This window comes from Saccharopolyspora erythraea (assembly GCF_018141105.1).
In the GTDB taxonomy this organism is placed as follows: domain Bacteria; phylum Actinomycetota; class Actinomycetes; order Mycobacteriales; family Pseudonocardiaceae; genus Saccharopolyspora_D; species Saccharopolyspora_D erythraea_A.
In genome coordinates this window covers 6,926,978-6,942,401 of sequence record NZ_CP054839.1, presented here as the reverse complement: position 1 = coordinate 6,942,401, position 15,424 = coordinate 6,926,978, and the positions used below count along the sequence as shown (strand labels likewise).

11 protein-coding genes are annotated in these 15,424 nt (G+C 71.3%); 9 read left to right on the top strand and 2 right to left on the bottom strand.

What is annotated here, in order from left to right; genetic code table 11:
- The first annotated feature begins 3 nt into the window (after positions 1-3).
- Positions 4-1,092: a tRNA 2-thiouridine(34) synthase MnmA gene (gene mnmA / locus HUO13_RS31005; protein WP_211898471.1), complete on the top strand. Its 1,089-nt coding sequence runs from the start codon at positions 4-6 to the stop codon at positions 1,090-1,092.
- On the opposite strand, the gene HUO13_RS31000 is transcribed toward mnmA, so the two are convergent.
- Positions 1,089-2,294, bottom strand: coding sequence for an FAD-dependent monooxygenase (locus tag HUO13_RS31000; RefSeq protein WP_211898470.1), 1,206 nt, complete (start codon positions 2,292-2,294; stop codon positions 1,089-1,091). The genes mnmA and HUO13_RS31000 overlap by 4 nt on opposite strands.
- Positions 2,295-2,436: 142 nt before the next feature.
- On the opposite strand from HUO13_RS31000, the gene HUO13_RS30995 reads away from it, so the two are divergent.
- The 8 genes from HUO13_RS30995 (at position 2,437) to HUO13_RS30960 (ending at position 14,266) form a co-directional block, all read left to right on the top strand.
- A complete protein-coding gene (locus HUO13_RS30995; RefSeq protein WP_211898469.1) occupies positions 2,437-2,976 on the top strand; it encodes a TetR/AcrR family transcriptional regulator in 540 nt (179 codons plus the stop codon).
- A gap of 778 nt (positions 2,977-3,754) precedes the next feature.
- Positions 3,755-5,272, top strand: a complete 1,518-nt coding sequence (locus HUO13_RS30990; protein ID WP_211898468.1) for an acyl-CoA synthetase — start codon at positions 3,755-3,757, stop codon at positions 5,270-5,272.
- A gap of 231 nt (positions 5,273-5,503) precedes the next feature.
- Positions 5,504-6,532: a methionine synthase gene (locus tag HUO13_RS30985; protein WP_211898467.1), complete on the top strand. Its 1,029-nt coding sequence runs from the start codon at positions 5,504-5,506 to the stop codon at positions 6,530-6,532.
- Positions 6,533-6,561: 29 nt separating this feature from the next.
- The gene (locus HUO13_RS30980) at positions 6,562-8,784 is read left to right on the top strand and encodes an FtsK/SpoIIIE domain-containing protein (protein WP_211898466.1); all 2,223 of its coding nucleotides are present in this window, start codon (positions 6,562-6,564) and stop codon (positions 8,782-8,784) included.
- Between the two features lie 76 nt (positions 8,785-8,860).
- The gene (locus HUO13_RS30975) at positions 8,861-9,898 is read left to right on the top strand and encodes a DUF6461 domain-containing protein (RefSeq protein WP_211898465.1); all 1,038 of its coding nucleotides are present in this window, start codon (positions 8,861-8,863) and stop codon (positions 9,896-9,898) included.
- A gap of 37 nt (positions 9,899-9,935) precedes the next feature.
- Positions 9,936-10,640: a hypothetical protein gene (locus HUO13_RS30970; protein WP_211898464.1), complete on the top strand. Its 705-nt coding sequence runs from the start codon at positions 9,936-9,938 to the stop codon at positions 10,638-10,640.
- A gap of 936 nt (positions 10,641-11,576) precedes the next feature.
- Positions 11,577-13,751, top strand: coding sequence for an NAD-dependent DNA ligase LigA (gene ligA, locus HUO13_RS30965; RefSeq protein WP_211898463.1), 2,175 nt, complete (start codon positions 11,577-11,579; stop codon positions 13,749-13,751).
- Positions 13,752-13,759: 8 nt separating this feature from the next.
- Positions 13,760-14,266, top strand: coding sequence for a GNAT family N-acetyltransferase (locus tag HUO13_RS30960; protein ID WP_211898462.1), 507 nt, complete (start codon positions 13,760-13,762; stop codon positions 14,264-14,266).
- Positions 14,267-14,615: 349 nt separating this feature from the next.
- Here the strand turns inward: HUO13_RS30960 and HUO13_RS30955 are convergent, their stop codons facing one another.
- Positions 14,616-15,269 (bottom strand): amino acid-binding protein, encoded by a 654-nt coding sequence (locus HUO13_RS30955; RefSeq protein ID WP_029621463.1) that lies wholly within the window; start codon positions 15,267-15,269, stop codon positions 14,616-14,618.
- Positions 15,270-15,424: the final 155 nt, after the last annotated feature.

The following is a 15,424-nucleotide window of genomic DNA, read 5'->3' as shown; positions in this document are numbered from 1 at the left end:
GGCGTGCGAGTACTGGCTGCCATGAGCGGCGGGGTGGACTCCGCCGTGGCCGCCGCCCGGGCGGTGGAAGCCGGCCACGAGGTGGTCGGCGTGCACCTGGCGCTGTCGGCCAAACCCGGCACGCTGCGCACCGGCGCCCGCGGCTGCTGCACGATCGAGGACTCCCACGACGCTCGGCGGGCGGCAGACATCCTGGGCATCCCCTTCTACGTCTGGGACTTCGCCGAGCGGTTCACCGAGGAGGTCATCGAGACCTTCGTCGGCGAGTACGCCGCGGGGCGCACTCCCAACCCGTGCCTGACCTGCAACGAGAAGATCAAGTTCGAGGCGTTGCTGGAAAAGGCGATGACGCTGGGCTTCGACGCGGTCTGCACCGGCCACTACGCGAGGCTCACCGCCGAGGACGGCGTGCCGGTGCTGCGGCGCAGCCGGGACGAGGGCAAGGACCAGTCCTACGTGCTGGCCTCGCTGACCGCCGAGCAGCTGCGGCACTCGATGTTCCCGCTCGGCGACTCGCTCAAGTCGCAGGTGCGTGAGGAAGCCGCCGAGCGCGGGCTCGCGGTCGCCAAGAAGCCCGACAGCCACGACATCTGCTTCATCCCCGACGGCGACACGAAGAAGTTCCTGGAGTCGAAGCTGGGGCAGAAGCCCGGGCAGCTTGTCGACGCCGAGAGCGGCGCGGTGCTCGGTGAGCACACCGGCGTGCACGGCTTCACCGTCGGCCAGCGCAAGGGCCTCGGCATCGACGCGCCCGCGCCCGACGGCCGGCCGCGCTACGTGCTGTCGCTGGAGCCGGTGTCGGGCACGGTCACGGTCGGCTCGGCCGACCACCTCGGCGTCACCGAGATCGACGCCAAGCGCCCGATCTGGCCGTCGGAGCGGGAGCTCGACGGCCCCACCGAGTGCGTCGTGCAGGTCCGGGCCCACGGCGGCACCGCGGACGCCGTCGCCGAGGTCGCCGACGGCGGCATGTCGATCAGGCTCCGCCAGCCGCTGCGTGGCGTCGCGCCGGGGCAGGCCGTCGTGCTGTACCGGCCGGAAGACGAGGGCGACCTCGTCCTCGGCAGCGCCCTGATCGCCGCGACGCGCTAGGGGCGTCCTGCGCCGTAGTCGGGAAGCTCGATCGCGTTGGCGGCGCGCTGGATTCCGCCGGAGAGCCTGCCGAGCGCGGGGAACCTCGACATGAACCGCATGACCTGGTTGCGCAGCCAGATCCGGGTCCTGCTGGCCGGCATCAGCACCTCCGCGCCCGACTCGGCGATCTTCTGGTTCTGCCGCACGTACTCACGCATCCGGTCCTCGTAGCGCGCGAACGCGGTGCGGTGGTCGCCGCCTGCCGCCCGCAGTTCGCCCGCGAGCACGTACGCGCCCACCAGCGCGAGGCTGGTGCCCTGGCCGGACAACGGCGACGGGCAGTACCCCGCGTCGCCCACCAGCGCGACCCGGCCCCGGGACCAGCGGTCCAGGTGGATCTGGCTCACCGAGTCGAAGTAGAAGTCCGGCGCGTGCTCCATCTCCTCGAGCAGCCGCGGCACCTCCCACCCCACGCCGGTGAACGCCTCGCGCAGAATCCGCTTCTGCTGCCCGGTATCGCGGTGGTCGAAGGGGATTTCCCCCGACGCGAAGCCGAGGATCGCCGTGGCACCGAGCTCACCGTCGGAGGCGTGGACGCCCGCGAGCTTGCCGGGCACGTTGTGCAGCAGCGTCCAGCGGTCCGCAGCGAGGTGGCCGCCGACGCTGAAGATCGAGATGTGGTGCCCGAGGTGGCGCCGGAACCGCGACTCCGCGCCGAAGGCCAGCGCCCGCACCTGCGAGTGCAGGCCGTCGGCGCCGATCACCAGGTGGAACCGCCGGGGTGCGGTGTGCTCGAAGGTCACGAGCACGCCGTCGTCGTCGGGTTCGAGGCCGGTGACGGAGTCGCCGAAGACGTACTCGACGCCGTCCGCGGTGGCATCGTGGAGGATGCGGCTGAGCGCTCCGCGCATGATCTCCAGGTCGCGGCCGTTGCCGCGCCCGTCGAACTGCTCGGTGCTGATCTCGGCCAGCGGCCGGTTCGAGCCGTCGACGTAGGTGATGCCGCGCATGTCGATCCCGCTGCCGCGGACCTGCGCCAGCACGCCCATCCGCTCGACGACGTCGACCGCTGCGCCGCGGACGTCCACGCCGTAGCCGCCTTCGCGCGGCGCGGGCGCCCGCTCGACCACGGTCGGGTTGAAGCCGTGCGCGCGCAGCCAGTGGGCGAGCGCCGGTCCGGCGACGCTCGCGCCGGAGATGAGGACGTCGGTGTTGTCCATGTGCTCTTCCCGTGTTCGCAGGGATGTCGTTCGGCGCCGTGAGCACGAAGGTATGAACACTACTTACCGGTCGTCAAGTAAATTACCGGTCGGCAGGCAGGTGGGTACCATGTCGCGAGCGGACGGCGAGAGGAGCAGCGGCATGCCCAGGGCCAGGACCGACACCAGGAGCGAGATCCGCCGGGTCGCCGCGGAGCTGTTCGCCGCGCAGGGCTTCGAGAAGACCAGCCTGCGCGAGGTCGCCGAACGCCTCGGCATCACCAAGGCGGCGCTGTACTACCACTACCCGTCCAAGGCGGAGCTGGCGCGCGGCATCGTGCAGCCGCTGGCCGACGACGTCGTGGCGCTGCTGTCGTCGGCGGAGTCGACGGCCGAGGTGGACCGGCGCGCGCTGCTGGAGTCCTACTTCGACGTCATGGCAGGCCACCGCGAGGTGCTGTGGATGATCCTGCGAGACGTGAGCGTGCTGGCCGACCTGGAGCTGTTCCAGGACATGCTCGACTGGCGACGCAGGCTCAACCTGCTGCTCATCGGCGCCGACGCCACGCCCGAGCAGTGGGCGCGGGCCACCGTCGCAGTCGGCGGTCTGCAGGACTGCGTCACGAACGAGGGCGACGTGAGCGTGTTCCGCACTGCTGCGGTCGATGCGGCTCACGCCGCCCTCGTGTCGGGCCCGCGCTAGCGCGGTTGCAGCGGGCCGGTGGAATGGCCTTCGGGGTCCGCCGCCCCGGGATTCGCCGTCGTTCTGGTCCATTCGGCCGCCATGTGCGGTGGACCGACCGGGCGAATCCTTTCGCGAAACGGTCTTGCCTCGTTTCGCCGCGGCTGCGGGAATTGCGATCTGGATGGGTCGAAATCGCGTCCCCCGGATGGAGGCGGCAATTCCGGGTCAATTGCTCGGTTCCGCCAGGATTCAGGTCGTGGCGTCGTACCGCGTGGGCAGCAACGCCCGGAACTCGACCCACGCTGCGCTGAGCAGCAGCCGAGCCGGGCTCGTCCGGCGTGCGGACCCGGTCCGGTGGCCGGAGATCCGCACCCCCCTGGTTCGTTCGTGTTGCTCGATCTGTCGGTCCTGGATCACAGCGCCCCTTTCGCCTGTGCCCCCCGTCCGGCCCCAGTCCGGCTGTTGTTCCGGGCGGGCGGCCCCCGACAGCCGCCCGTCCCGATACCCGCCTGGCCCCGACTCCAGGAAGGTGCCCCCCGCTGTTCCCGTTTTCCCAATTGCAGCGGTGTGGGATAGAAACATTGGGGGTTACTCGCCAGTTGCACAAGGCCCGGATGAAAAAATTTCCCGAACCGCGATCGATCTTGTCCTGCCGTTGCGAAACTGCGGCGTTCCTTTGGTGCGCAGGGAGTTCGCCCGCGGAGCAATGGATGAGTTCCTTCGGCGGACAGCGGTCTGGTGCCGGGTGCGCGGAGCCGATAGTGTCTTGCGATCACAGCGCTGTGGGAGGGTTGCGATGCTCGATCCGCGTGCCAGCACGGTGGGCGACGTGTTGCGGCGCACCGCCGCGCGGGTGCCCGGCAGGGTCGCGCTGCGGTTCGCCGACGGGTCGGGCGAGGAACGGGAGTGGACCTACGCCGAGCTCGACGACGCGGTCTCCCGTGCCGCGGGCGTGCTGCTGGCCGCCGGGGCCTCGAAGGGCGACCGGGTCGCCGCCTACGGCAGGAACTCCGACGCCTACCTGATCGGCTTCCTCGCCTGCGCGCGGGCCGGCCTGGTGCACGTGCCGATCAACTACAACCTCACCGGTTCCGAGCTCGGCTACCTGGTCGAGCAGTCCGGCAGCACCATCGCGCTGGCCGATCCGGCGCTCGCGGGCGCGCTCTCCGGCGTCGACCGCGTGATCCCGTTGCGCGGCGCGGAGAAGTCGCTGCTGGAGCTGAGCACGTCGGGTGAAGTCCCGGCGCTGCCGGGAGATGTCGCCGATGACGACCTGGTGCAGCTGCTCTACACGTCCGGCACGACCTCCCGCCCCAAGGGTGCGATGATGACGCACCGCGCGCTGCTGCACGAGTACGTCTCCTGCGTCGTGGCCCTGGACTTCACCGACGGCGACGACCCACTGCACGCGATGCCGCTCTACCACTCCGCGCAGATGCACGTCTTCCTGTTGCCGCACCTGATGATCGGCTCCACCAACCGGCTGGTGGAGGCGCCCGATCCGCAGGACGTGCTGCGCCGCGTCGAGGAAGAGCGCATCGGCGCGTTCTTCGCCGCACCGACGGTGTGGGTGGCGCTGTCCAACCACGACGACTTCGGCAGGCGCGACCTCGGCTCGCTGCGCAAGGCCTACTACGGTGCGTCCATCATGCCCGGTCCGGTGCTCAGCAGGTTGCGGGAGTCGTTGCCGGGACTGGGTTTCTACAACTGCTTCGGCCAGTCGGAGATCGCTCCACTCGCGACGGTGCTGCGTCCCGAGGAACACGACGAGCGCCCGGACTCGGCGGGCCGCCCGGTGCTGTTCGTGGAATCCAAGGTCGTCGACGAGCAGGGGAACGAGGTCGCGCCGGGCGAGCTGGGCGAGATCGTCTACCGCTCGCCGCAGCTCTGCACGGGCTACTGGGACAAGCCCGAGGAGACCGCGGAGGCGTTCCGGGACGGCTGGTTCCACTCCGGTGACCTGGTGCGGCAGGACGAGCAGGGCTACGTCACCGTGGTCGACCGGATCAAGGACGTGATCAACACCGGTGGGGTGCTGGTGGCCTCCCGGGAAGTCGAGGACGCGCTCTACACGCATCCCGCCGTCGCCGAGGTCGCCGTCATCGCGGTGCCGGATCCGAAGTGGATCGAGAGCATCGCCGCGGTGGTCGTGCGCAAGTCCGACGTGGATGAAGACGATCTGCTGGAGCACGCGCGCAAGTCGTTGGCGGGATTCAAGGTTCCCAAGCAGGTCCGGTTCGTCGACGACCTCCCGCGCAACAGCTCGGGCAAGTTGCTGAAGCGGGTGCTGCGGGAGCAGTTCGTCGAGCGTTGACCGGTTTTCCGCCGCTTTCGGGCGGAGACGCGAGTCGCCGGGCCTGTCCCTGCGGCATCTGCACGGAGAACCGCGCAGCCGAGCGTCAGCGCCACGACGCGTGTGGGACGGACTCCGGTCCCCTTGGATGTGTCGGTCCGCGCCCGTGCGCGTCCTCACCCGTCACCGGTGGCGGCCCGGTGCTGGTCGCCCCCTCTCGGCCTCCATCGCTCCCGCACCGATAATGGCCGCGTGAGCGAAGCAGCGTGGGAACCAGGAACGGCCACCGCCATCGGGTCGATGCCCGGTGCCGATCCACTGGAGGCCGCACGCACCGTCGTCGGGGAACTGCCCGGGCTGATGCCGTTCCCCGAGCTGCCCGCGCGCGGTGTCGGCGCCGACCTCATCGGACGCACGGCGGGCATGCTCGTCGGCGATCTGGCCGTCGAGGTCGTGCCCTCCGGCTACCGCGTCGCGGGGCGGCCGGGACACGACCAGCAGCGTGCCGTCGACCTGCTCAGGTGGGACCTCGACGCCGTCGAGCAGGCCGCTGCCGAGGCCGGCGCGCCCCGCGTGGTCAAGGTGCAGGCGGCAGGTCCGTGGACGCTCGCGGCGGGCATCGAGCTGATGCGCGGACACCGCGTGCTGACAGACCACGGCGCGCTGCGCGACTTCACCGAGTCGCTGACCGAGGGGCTCACCGAGCACGCCGCGCAGGTCTCCGCGCGCACCGGCGCGCGGGTCGTCGTGCAGCTCGACGAACCGTCGCTGCCCGCCGTCCTCAACGGCCGGATCCCCACGCCGTCCGGCTACGGCACCGTGCCCGCCGTTCCTGCCCCGGACGCACAGCGCAGGCTCGCCGAAGTGATCGAGAGGCTCACCGCGACCACCGGCTCCCCGGTCGTGGTGCACTGCTGCGCCCGGCGCCCACCGGTGGCCCTGCTGCGCAGGGCAGGGGCCGGGGCGATCGCGCTGGATGCCACCGGCCTGGGCGAGGTTACGGGCGAGTTCGCCGACGAGCTCGGCGAAGCCTGGGAGGAGGGCACCACCCTGTTCCTCGGCCTGGTGCCCAGCCTCGAGCGCGAGACCACCCTGCGCCAGGTGGCCCAGCCCGCGTTCGACCTCGCCGCCCGCCTCGGCTTCTCCCGGCGCACCCTCGCAGAACGCAGCGTCCCCACCCCGACCTGCGGCTTCGCCGGGGCATCCCCGGCGTGGGCCCGGCGAGCCATCGGCCTCACCCGCGACCTGGCCAGCATGTTCGCCGACGAAGCCGAAGGCTGAGACCGCACGGCGAAAGCGGCCATCGCAGCGTGATCGATCGGCTCCGGACCCTCTTGCTCAGCCTGATGTGGACGCATTCGCCCAAGGATCTCAACATCGCACTGATCAGGACCGGTGACCACACAGCGTTCCTCGGACTCGAGGACGCACCGCACGTGGTCCTCGACGCAAGCACCCGGGCGTGGGATGCACGACGCCGAGGTGCGAGCTCAGCCGCCGAACAGCTGGCTCGCGAGCTCAGCCGCCGCCGCTTCCTGCTCGCCCACGCCGACCTCCCCGACGCGAGGGCATATCAGCGCGCGGTGCGGGAGGTGGCTGAGTTGCCGCCCATGCCGACGGCGGTCATCGCGATCCACCGCTTCGGTGACGCGCTGGGGGACGAGCCGGCGCTCGCCGAACCTCTCCTCGCAGCCATGGAAGAGGGAGAGCGTCTCGGCATCCACGTGCTCCTCCAGGCTCACGGGCTTGCCGGCGTTCGGCGTCCGGAGTTCGTCCAGCGATGCGCCTTGCGGATTGTGCAATGGACCGTGGAAGCCGAAAGCTCCCGCCTCGCCATGGGCACGGACGAGGCTGCGAGGCTCCCCGAAACAGTTCCGGGAGCCGGCTTCCTCGTAGCCGACGGAGCGGCGGAAGTCCGATTCACGGCTTGGGGGCCCGGCAAGGACGACTGGCAGCCCTTGATCGAAAAGATGGTGGAGGACGCCCCGGTTCAGACAGCGCAGTGGGTTCCACCGCTTTCCACGCCCATCACTCTCGGCGACGTGCTGGGGGAGCTGGCGGCATCAGAAGAGCGTGGCTTGTCGGCAACCGGATTCGCCGGGGCTGCGGAAGTGCCCATCGGCTTGGTCGATGTACCCGAGGAAGGCCGCACGAAGCTCTTGACGGTTCCGGTCGGCGGCCCGAAAGGGAACATCGTCGTATCCGGCAACGCCGGATCGGGGAGGGCTTACGCGATCTGTTCCGCGATGCTGGCGATGGCGCTGACGCGGACACCACGTGAACTCCAGTTCTACGGTCTTTCCGTGGCCGGTGGGCCTTCCAAAGTCCATTTCCTGCGGGAACTCCCGCATCTCGGCTGCACCGCCACGAGCGGGGACCTGGTGCTGGCGCGAGCGATCGTCGACGACATCGAGTACCTGATCCGGCAGCGCACCGGGCGACGGAGAAGTGGGGCCGACGACCCGGAAGACGAGTTCGGCGTCGTCTACCTCATCATCGAGGGGTGGCCGGGACTTGCGGCGATTACGGATTTGGTGCCCCGAATTCGCGTTGTAGCGGAGAGCGGGCCCGCTTGCGGGGTGCACCTGTTCATCTCGTGCGAAAAGCACGAGGAGTTGCCGGATTGGCTGCTGGCCGGGGCCACCGAGCTCGAACTCCGAAGCCGAGATCCAGGTGTGGGCGCTGACGGTGCACACAGCTACCGGGTGGCATTGCCGTGGCTCCAAGGTGTGGAGGAAACACACCAGCCACGTCTTGCCAAGGGCGCGGACCTGGCCCGGCGCATCGCAGCGGCGTGGCCGTGGCCACCGGCGCCGGAGCCGGAGGTTCTCCCCAAGGAGGTTCCCTACCGAGCGGGCCGCGGAACCAGCAAGAACATCGCCCTCGGACCGGTGCGTCGCCAGGACGAATGGGCTGAACTCGATCTCGCTCGCACCAGGCACGTGCTGTGTCTGGGGGAACCTGGCTCTGGAAAGACCGCGCTGCTGCGCGTCGTGCTGGAGGAGATCGTGCGTCTACACCCTTCCGGGGACGCCGTGGTGGTCTTGGTCGATCCCAAACGATCGATGATCGGCGAGGCGGGAGCGCAGAACATGCGCTACCTGGCCATGCCGCACGAGTTCGAGGCTGTCGCGGAGGAGGTCGTGGCAGAGCTCCAACGCAGGACGCGCCGCAGTGCCGCTGAGGACGAAGGCGGTCCGTTCGCAGGTCGGCGGATCTTCTTCCTGATCAACGACTACGAGATGGCGCACGGCAGTCGGCATCTGTTCGACGTGCTGGAACCCTTCGTGGCGGAGGACATCGGTTTCCACCTCGTCGTCACCCGGAACTCGATCAACTCCCGAAACGCGTTGGAGCAGGGGCTGTTGCAGCGGATGCTCGCTTCCGGCTGCGCCTCGCTGGTGCTCAGCGGTGAGGAGCGTGACGGCGAACTCCTGCCAGGCGTCTGGTCCGTGCCACGCCCACCCGGAAGGGCCGTGCTCCTGCGTCCCGGCGAGGACGAAGTCGTCGTGCAGATCGCATGGGCCTCCTGAGGTTGCCCTGGAGTAAGCAAGATCAATTTTTCCCGTTCCGGCCCGGGGCGGTGCGGCGCGGTGGTAAGAAAAGTGCGTGCGCAGCAACGCCGGGAGCCATGAGGCCGAGCGGTTCGGCTGGATCCACCACAGCACGATCCAGGAAGCGGCGTGCCTGACCTTCGTTCGCGGGACCGACATCGACCCGGTGGCCGAGGCGTTCGGCGCGGTGTCGGACTACGCCCGCGAACTCGACTTCGACGAGTTCTGCGAGGAGTCGTTCGCCCACCACGAGCAGTACTCCATGATCGGCATCCAGGTCCTCGGCGAGTGGTCGCTGGTCGTGGAGGACAACGGCTGGCAGGGCACCCGCGACGAGGTGCTGCGCCGGGTCAGCGCCGGAACCGAGGCCGTCTCGGCGTTCTGGAACGTCGACCGGCTTACCCGCTTCTCCTACGCCGTCGACGGTGAGCTGTGGACGGCGTTCGAGGCGCCGCTGCCCGAGTACCGCGTCGGCAGCAGGCCCGACGCGCTGGAGGGGGTGCGCGCGGGAATGTCGTGGTCGGACGCGGAGCGGGAGTCGGGCACGGTGCCGCTGATGCTGGCGCTCGCGGCACGCGTCACCGGCCAGACCCTGACCCCGAGCCGGTTCGAGGGCGACTTCGTCACGTTCCCGGTGGCGGCCTGGCCCGACGACCTGCGTGACGTGCCGGATGCGCTGGACCGCTTGGACGGCCGGTACCCGCGTGAGCTGATCGAGGCGCTGCGCGTGGCCGACGACGCGGCACGCCGGCGCGCGGCGGTCGCCGTCGCACGGCGCGCGGTCCAGTCCGCCGAATGCCTCGACCACCCGGTGATCAGCGCGGTTCTGGCTTCGGCCGCCGACGGCGGCAGGATGGATCGGGCGGCGATCAGCGAAGCCGTGCGGGAGTGGACGTGGCTGCTGCACCTGCACCGCGCCACCAGCAAGGTCCGCAACCAGGTGCGCGCCGCCGAGGTCCTGCGCCAGGCCACCCACGACGACCCGCTGGTCGCGGTGTTCACGACGCTGTCGGCGGCCGGCCACGTCCGCGGCCTGGAAACCGGTGAGCTGGCCGCGGTCGTGGCGCGGGCGCTGGCGGATCGGCTCGACTAGCCACGGCGCAGCGGGGTCGGCCTGCACAATGGGGGCCATGCTGAAGTTCCTGCACCGCCGCAACCGTGCCGAGGACGAATCCGGGCCCGTCGACGTCGAAGCCGACGCCGCGGCCCGCGCCGAGGAGTTCTGGCGGCGCTGGGACGACCTGCTTCCCGAGGTCAGCGCCGCGCTCGGCGACAGCGTCCCGCACCGCGTCGACCACCAGCTCGCCGAGCTGGCCGCGGCGGTGCACCCCAACCTGACGATCTCCATCGAACGCGGCGAGACGGCGGTGTACGCGCTGGTCATGACCAGCCAGGCCGACCCGGAGCTGCGGCCCTACACCGATGCGTGGATCGCGGCGGCCCCCGCCGCCGACTCGCTGTTCGAGTACCACGACTCCATCCCGCCGGTGCCGGACCCGACCGAGGTCACGGTCAACCTGCGGGGCGAGAAGTACGCGCTGGCCGACGTCCGGGTCGCACCGCAGGTCGACGAGGCGGAAGGGCTGGTCGACGTCGCCGTCTACCACCCGGGCTTCGCCGCGCTGGAGGGTGAGGCGCGGGCGGCGCTGACGTTCCTGCCGCTGGACGCCACGCTCGGCGAGCGGCTGGCGGCCGACCGCATCGGCCGCGTCGAGACCGCCGACAACGAGCCGCAGGGCGCGATCGGACTGCTGGAGTTCCGAGACCTGGTGCGGGCCCTCGACAACGGCGGAGCCGGGGAGGAGGAGCCCGGCGAGTCGGGCGAGCAGGCGTAGGGCGGCGAACAGGCGTAGGGCGGCGAACCGGGGACACTCGGACGGCAGGCCGCGGACACTCGAACGGTCGGCCGGGGACACTCGGACGGCGGGCCGGGGACACTCGGACGGTCGGCCGGGGACACTCGGACGGTCGGCCGGGGACACTCGGACGGTCGGCCGGGGACACTCGGACGGTCGGCCGGGGACACTCGGACGGTCGGCCGGGGAACACCGTGTGCCGCGGGTTCAGGCGACTCATCGTGCGGCGGAATGTGGCGGACCCTCGACCGGAGGTCCCTGAACCGGGGGTCGGCTGACTGACGGTCGGCTGACGGGTGGTCGGCCGTCCCGTGGACCGCCAGCTGCGCTGGTGGACCGCTGGTGCGCTCGCGGACAGGCGAGCAGCCAGTTTGTGGGCCTGTCGTTTGGCGGGCCGATCGGCCGGCGAGCGGGGGACGCTCAAACGGTGGGCCCGGGAGCGCCGGACCGTCGACTGGTTGACCGCCGACTGGTTGACCGCCGACTGGTTAACCGCCAATCGGAGACCATCGAACGGCGGACTAGAGGCGTGCGCCCGGTCCGCACTGCATGCGCCACGGGCCCGTCGTCCGAGGGTGGCGTGCCTGAGCGTGGGCGCAGCCCAATCACCTCGCGCCCGCATCGCGGCAACACCGCCCAGCCCCCCGCCACCGCGCCCACGCCGTCGCGACGCGGCCACCGCGGCCACGCCGCCGCGGACCCCGCCGTCGCGACCTCACGGCCGCGGCCCGGCCACCGCTGCCACGCCGCCCGGCCACCGCTGCCACGCCGCCGCGCCGCCGCCCCACCTCCGTCCCCGCCCCAGCCCTGCGCGCCCGCCACCGCGACCTCACGGCCGCGGCCCCGCCCGCCCCGCCGCCGCGCCGGAGCCAGACACCGGGCGCCTGTGTCGGCCCTGCTGGTTAGTCTCGTGGGGTGACCAGCAACGACCCAGCCGACCGCGCCGAGCTCGACGACGCGTCGGTCGCCGGAATGACCAGCGAGGCCGAGGCCGGTGCGACGGCCGAGGGCGTCGAGGACGTGCCCGCGCAGGTGCGGGAGCGCTACGCCGATCTCGTCGAGCAGGTGCGCGCGCACCAGTTCCGGTACTACGTGCTGGACTCGCCGACGATCTCCGACGGCGAGTTCGACGAGCTGTTCACCGAGCTCCAGACCCTGGAGTCCGACCACCCGGCGCTGCGCGACCCCGACTCGCCGACGCAGGTGGTGGGCGGCACCTTCTCCACCGACTTCACCGCGGTGGACCACCTGGAGCGGATGCTCAGCCTCGACAACGCCTTCGACCCCGACGAGCTGCGCGCCTGGGTGGAGCGGGTCGAGCGCGAGGTCGGCTCCTCCGCGCACTACCTGTGCGAGCTGAAGATCGACGGCCTGGCCATCAACCTGCTCTACCGAGACGGCAAGCTCGAACGCGCGCTGACCAGGGGCGACGGCCGCACCGGCGAGGACGTCACGCTCAACGTCCGAACCATGGACGACGTGCCCGACCAGCTGACCGGCACCGACGAGTACCCGGTGCCCGCGCTGGTGGAGATCCGCGGCGAGGTGTTCTTCCGGGTCGACGAGTTCGCCCAGCTCAACGCGTCGCTGGTGGAGGCGGGCAAACCGCCGTTCGCCAACCCGCGCAACTCCGCCGCCGGCTCGCTGCGGCAGAAGGACCCGCGGGTGACCAAGAGCCGCCCGCTGCGGATGATCTGCCACGGCCTCGGCAAGCGCGAGGGGTTCGAGCCGAGGCAGCAGTCGGAGTCCTACGAGGCGCTGCGGGCGTGGGGCCTGCGGGTCTCCCCGCACACCAAGGTGCTGTCGACGGTGGACGAGGTGCTGGAGCACATCGACTACTGGGGCAAGCACCGCAACTCCGCCGAGCACGAGATCGACGGCGTCGTGGTCAAGGTCGACGAGGTGTCGTTGCAGCGCAGGCTCGGCGCCACCTCGCGCGCCCCGCGCTGGTCGATCGCCTACAAGTACGCGCCGGAGCAGGCCACCACCCGGCTGCTGGACATCCAGGTCGCCGTCGGCCGCACCGGACGGGTCACCCCGTACGCGGTGATGGAGCCGGTCAAGGTCGCGGGCTCGACGGTGGCCAGGGCGACCCTGCACAACGCCGACCAGGTCCGCCACAAGGGCGTGCTGATCGGCGACCGGGTGGTCATCCGCAAGGCCGGTGACGTGATCCCCGAGGTCCTTGGGCCCGTCGTCGACGTCCGTGACGGTAGCGAGCGCGAGTTCGTCATGCCGACCGAGTGCCCCGACTGCGGCACCCCGCTGGCCCACCAGAAGGAGGGCGACGTCGACCTGCGCTGCCCGAACTCGCGCAACTGCATCGGGCAGCGCCGCGAGCGGCTTTTCCAGCTCGCCGGGCGCAAGGCGTTCGACATCGAGGTGCTGGGCTACGAGGGCGTGTCGGCGCTGCTGTCGGCGGGCGTGGTCTTCGACGAGGGCGACCTGTTCGACCTCAACGAGGAGGCGCTGCTCAAGACCACGCTGTTCCGCACCGACGACGGCAGCCTGTCGGTCAACGGCGGCAAGCTGCTGGCCAACCTGGAGTCGGCGAAGCAGCAGCCGCTGTGGCGGGTGCTGGTGGCGCTGTCCATCCGGCACGTGGGACCGATCGCGGCGCGCGTGCTGGCCCGCGAGTTCGGCTCGCTCGACCGCATCCAGGAGGCGTCGGAGGAGGAGCTGGCCGCAGGCGAGGGCGTCGGCCCGACGATCGCCACCGCCGTGCGCGAGTGGTTCGACGTCGACTGGCACCGCGAGATCGTGCGCAAGTGGAGCGAGGCCGGCGTCCGGATGGCCGACGAGCGCGACGAGTCGATCGAGCGCCACCTGACCGGCCTGTCGATCGTGGTCACCGGGTCGCTGGAGGGCTTCTCCCGCGACGAGGCCAAGGAGCTGATCATGGCGCGCGGTGGCCGGGCCGCCGGCTCGGTGTCGAAGAAGACCGCGTTCGTGGTCGTCGGTGAGGCGCCCGGCTCCAAGTACGACAAGGCGATGCAGCTGAAGGTGCCGGTCCTGGACGAGGACGGCTTCCGCGTCCTGCTGGAGCAAGGCCCGGAAGCGGCCGCCGAATCGGCGTTGCCCGCCGAGTGAGGCCGCCGATGACGACGCCGCCTTCCACGATCACGGTCCGGCCCGTCGGGCCGGACGACTTCGAAGCGGTCGCCGACCTGACCGCTCGCGCCTACGTCGACGGCGGGCACCTGTCCGCCGACGACGGATACGTGCGCAGGCTGCGCGACGTGGCCGACCGGGCGCGGCGCGCGGAGCTGCTGGTCGCCGTCGAGGGCGGCCGGGTGCTCGGCTCGGTCACCCTGGCCAGGGGCGAGGGCGACTACGCCAACATCGCCAGGCGGGGCGAGATGGAGTTCCGGATGCTGGCCGTCGCGCCCGAAGCCTCGGGGCGCGGCGTCGGCCGGGCGCTGGTGCGGGCGGTGGTCGATCGCGCGCGCGTCGAGGGGCACGAGCGGGTCGTGCTCACCAGCCAGGCGTCGATGACCGTCGCGCACGGACTCTACGAGCGGTTCGGTTTCCGGCGGGCGCCCGACCGCGACTGGGAGCCGGAACCCGGGCTGCACCTGATGGCCTACGTCCTCGAGCTGAGCTGAGCCGGACGCCCTGGAGCGCCTACGGCCCCAGCCGGGCGCCGCCGCTGCGGGGCGCCATCGGCCCATTTCGCAGGACTGGAGTGAAGGCGGTCTCTCCGGGACGGGAACGAAATCGTTCAGGCGACGCGCGGAAGCCCGGTTCCGGCTGGCCAACGCCTGGCCGCCAGAACGCATCGCCCACGGCCGGGTCCGGCGATCCGACGCCTGCCGTGGGGGCGCGAGAGCGGCCTGTGGCCGGTCCGGAATCAACGCTTGGTCACTTGGGCGAAGCAAGCTGCCCGGCCGGGTCCGGCGATCCGACGCCCGTCGCCAGGTCCCGAGAGCCGCCCGCGCCCGGGCGGCCCCGAGGTCAGCCGTCGAGGACCACCGAGACAATGCCGGCCAGGTGGGCGAGCCTGGCCACCTCGGCGGCGCGGAACATCGGCCCGCCCGGCCGCCCGGCCAGCAGCACCCGGTCGGGCTTGCCGATCGGGGTGGCGGCCAGCTCGGTGCCGAGCTCCTGCCAGGTCTCGGGCACCCACGGCTCGTCGCCGTCGAGGATCGTCGCCCTGGGCAGCGGCAGCCACGGCAGCTCCAGGTAGCCCTCCTGCGGGGCCGAGGTGCTGGCGGCGAGCTGCTCGGCGCCACCGGAGCGGTGCCCGAACACGACCGCCCAGCCGGAGCGGATGATGCGCGGCACGCCCTCGGCGAAGATCTGCAGGCCCCGCGCGGGCTCGGCGGCGATCTCCTCGACCAGCTCCAGCTCCCGGTGGGTGTCCAGGACCCCGGCGTAGGGGCGCACCGCGTCGACCTCCACGCCCGCGACCGACTCCGCGGCGGTGATCAGCACGTCCGGGAGACGTCCGGAGGGCAGCTCCACCACCATGTCGTCGATCGCCATGTCGTTGCCGCGCTCGACGACATCGACGCTGAGGATGTCGGCACCGATCTCGCCCAGCGCGCTCGCCACCGCACCGAGCGTTCCCGGGCGGTCCGGAATCTGCACCCGGATCAGGAAGGACACCGGACTCAACGCCTCCAGCTTCTTGCGCGGCACCTTGCCGTCCGCGCTCCTCGCGATACCCGTTCGGATCGCGTTCAAGTCGCACTCAAGCCGCCACCGCGCAAGGCGCAGGCGATGAAATTGTGTCAGACCCGCGGCGCGTGGCGTCGCCAGGC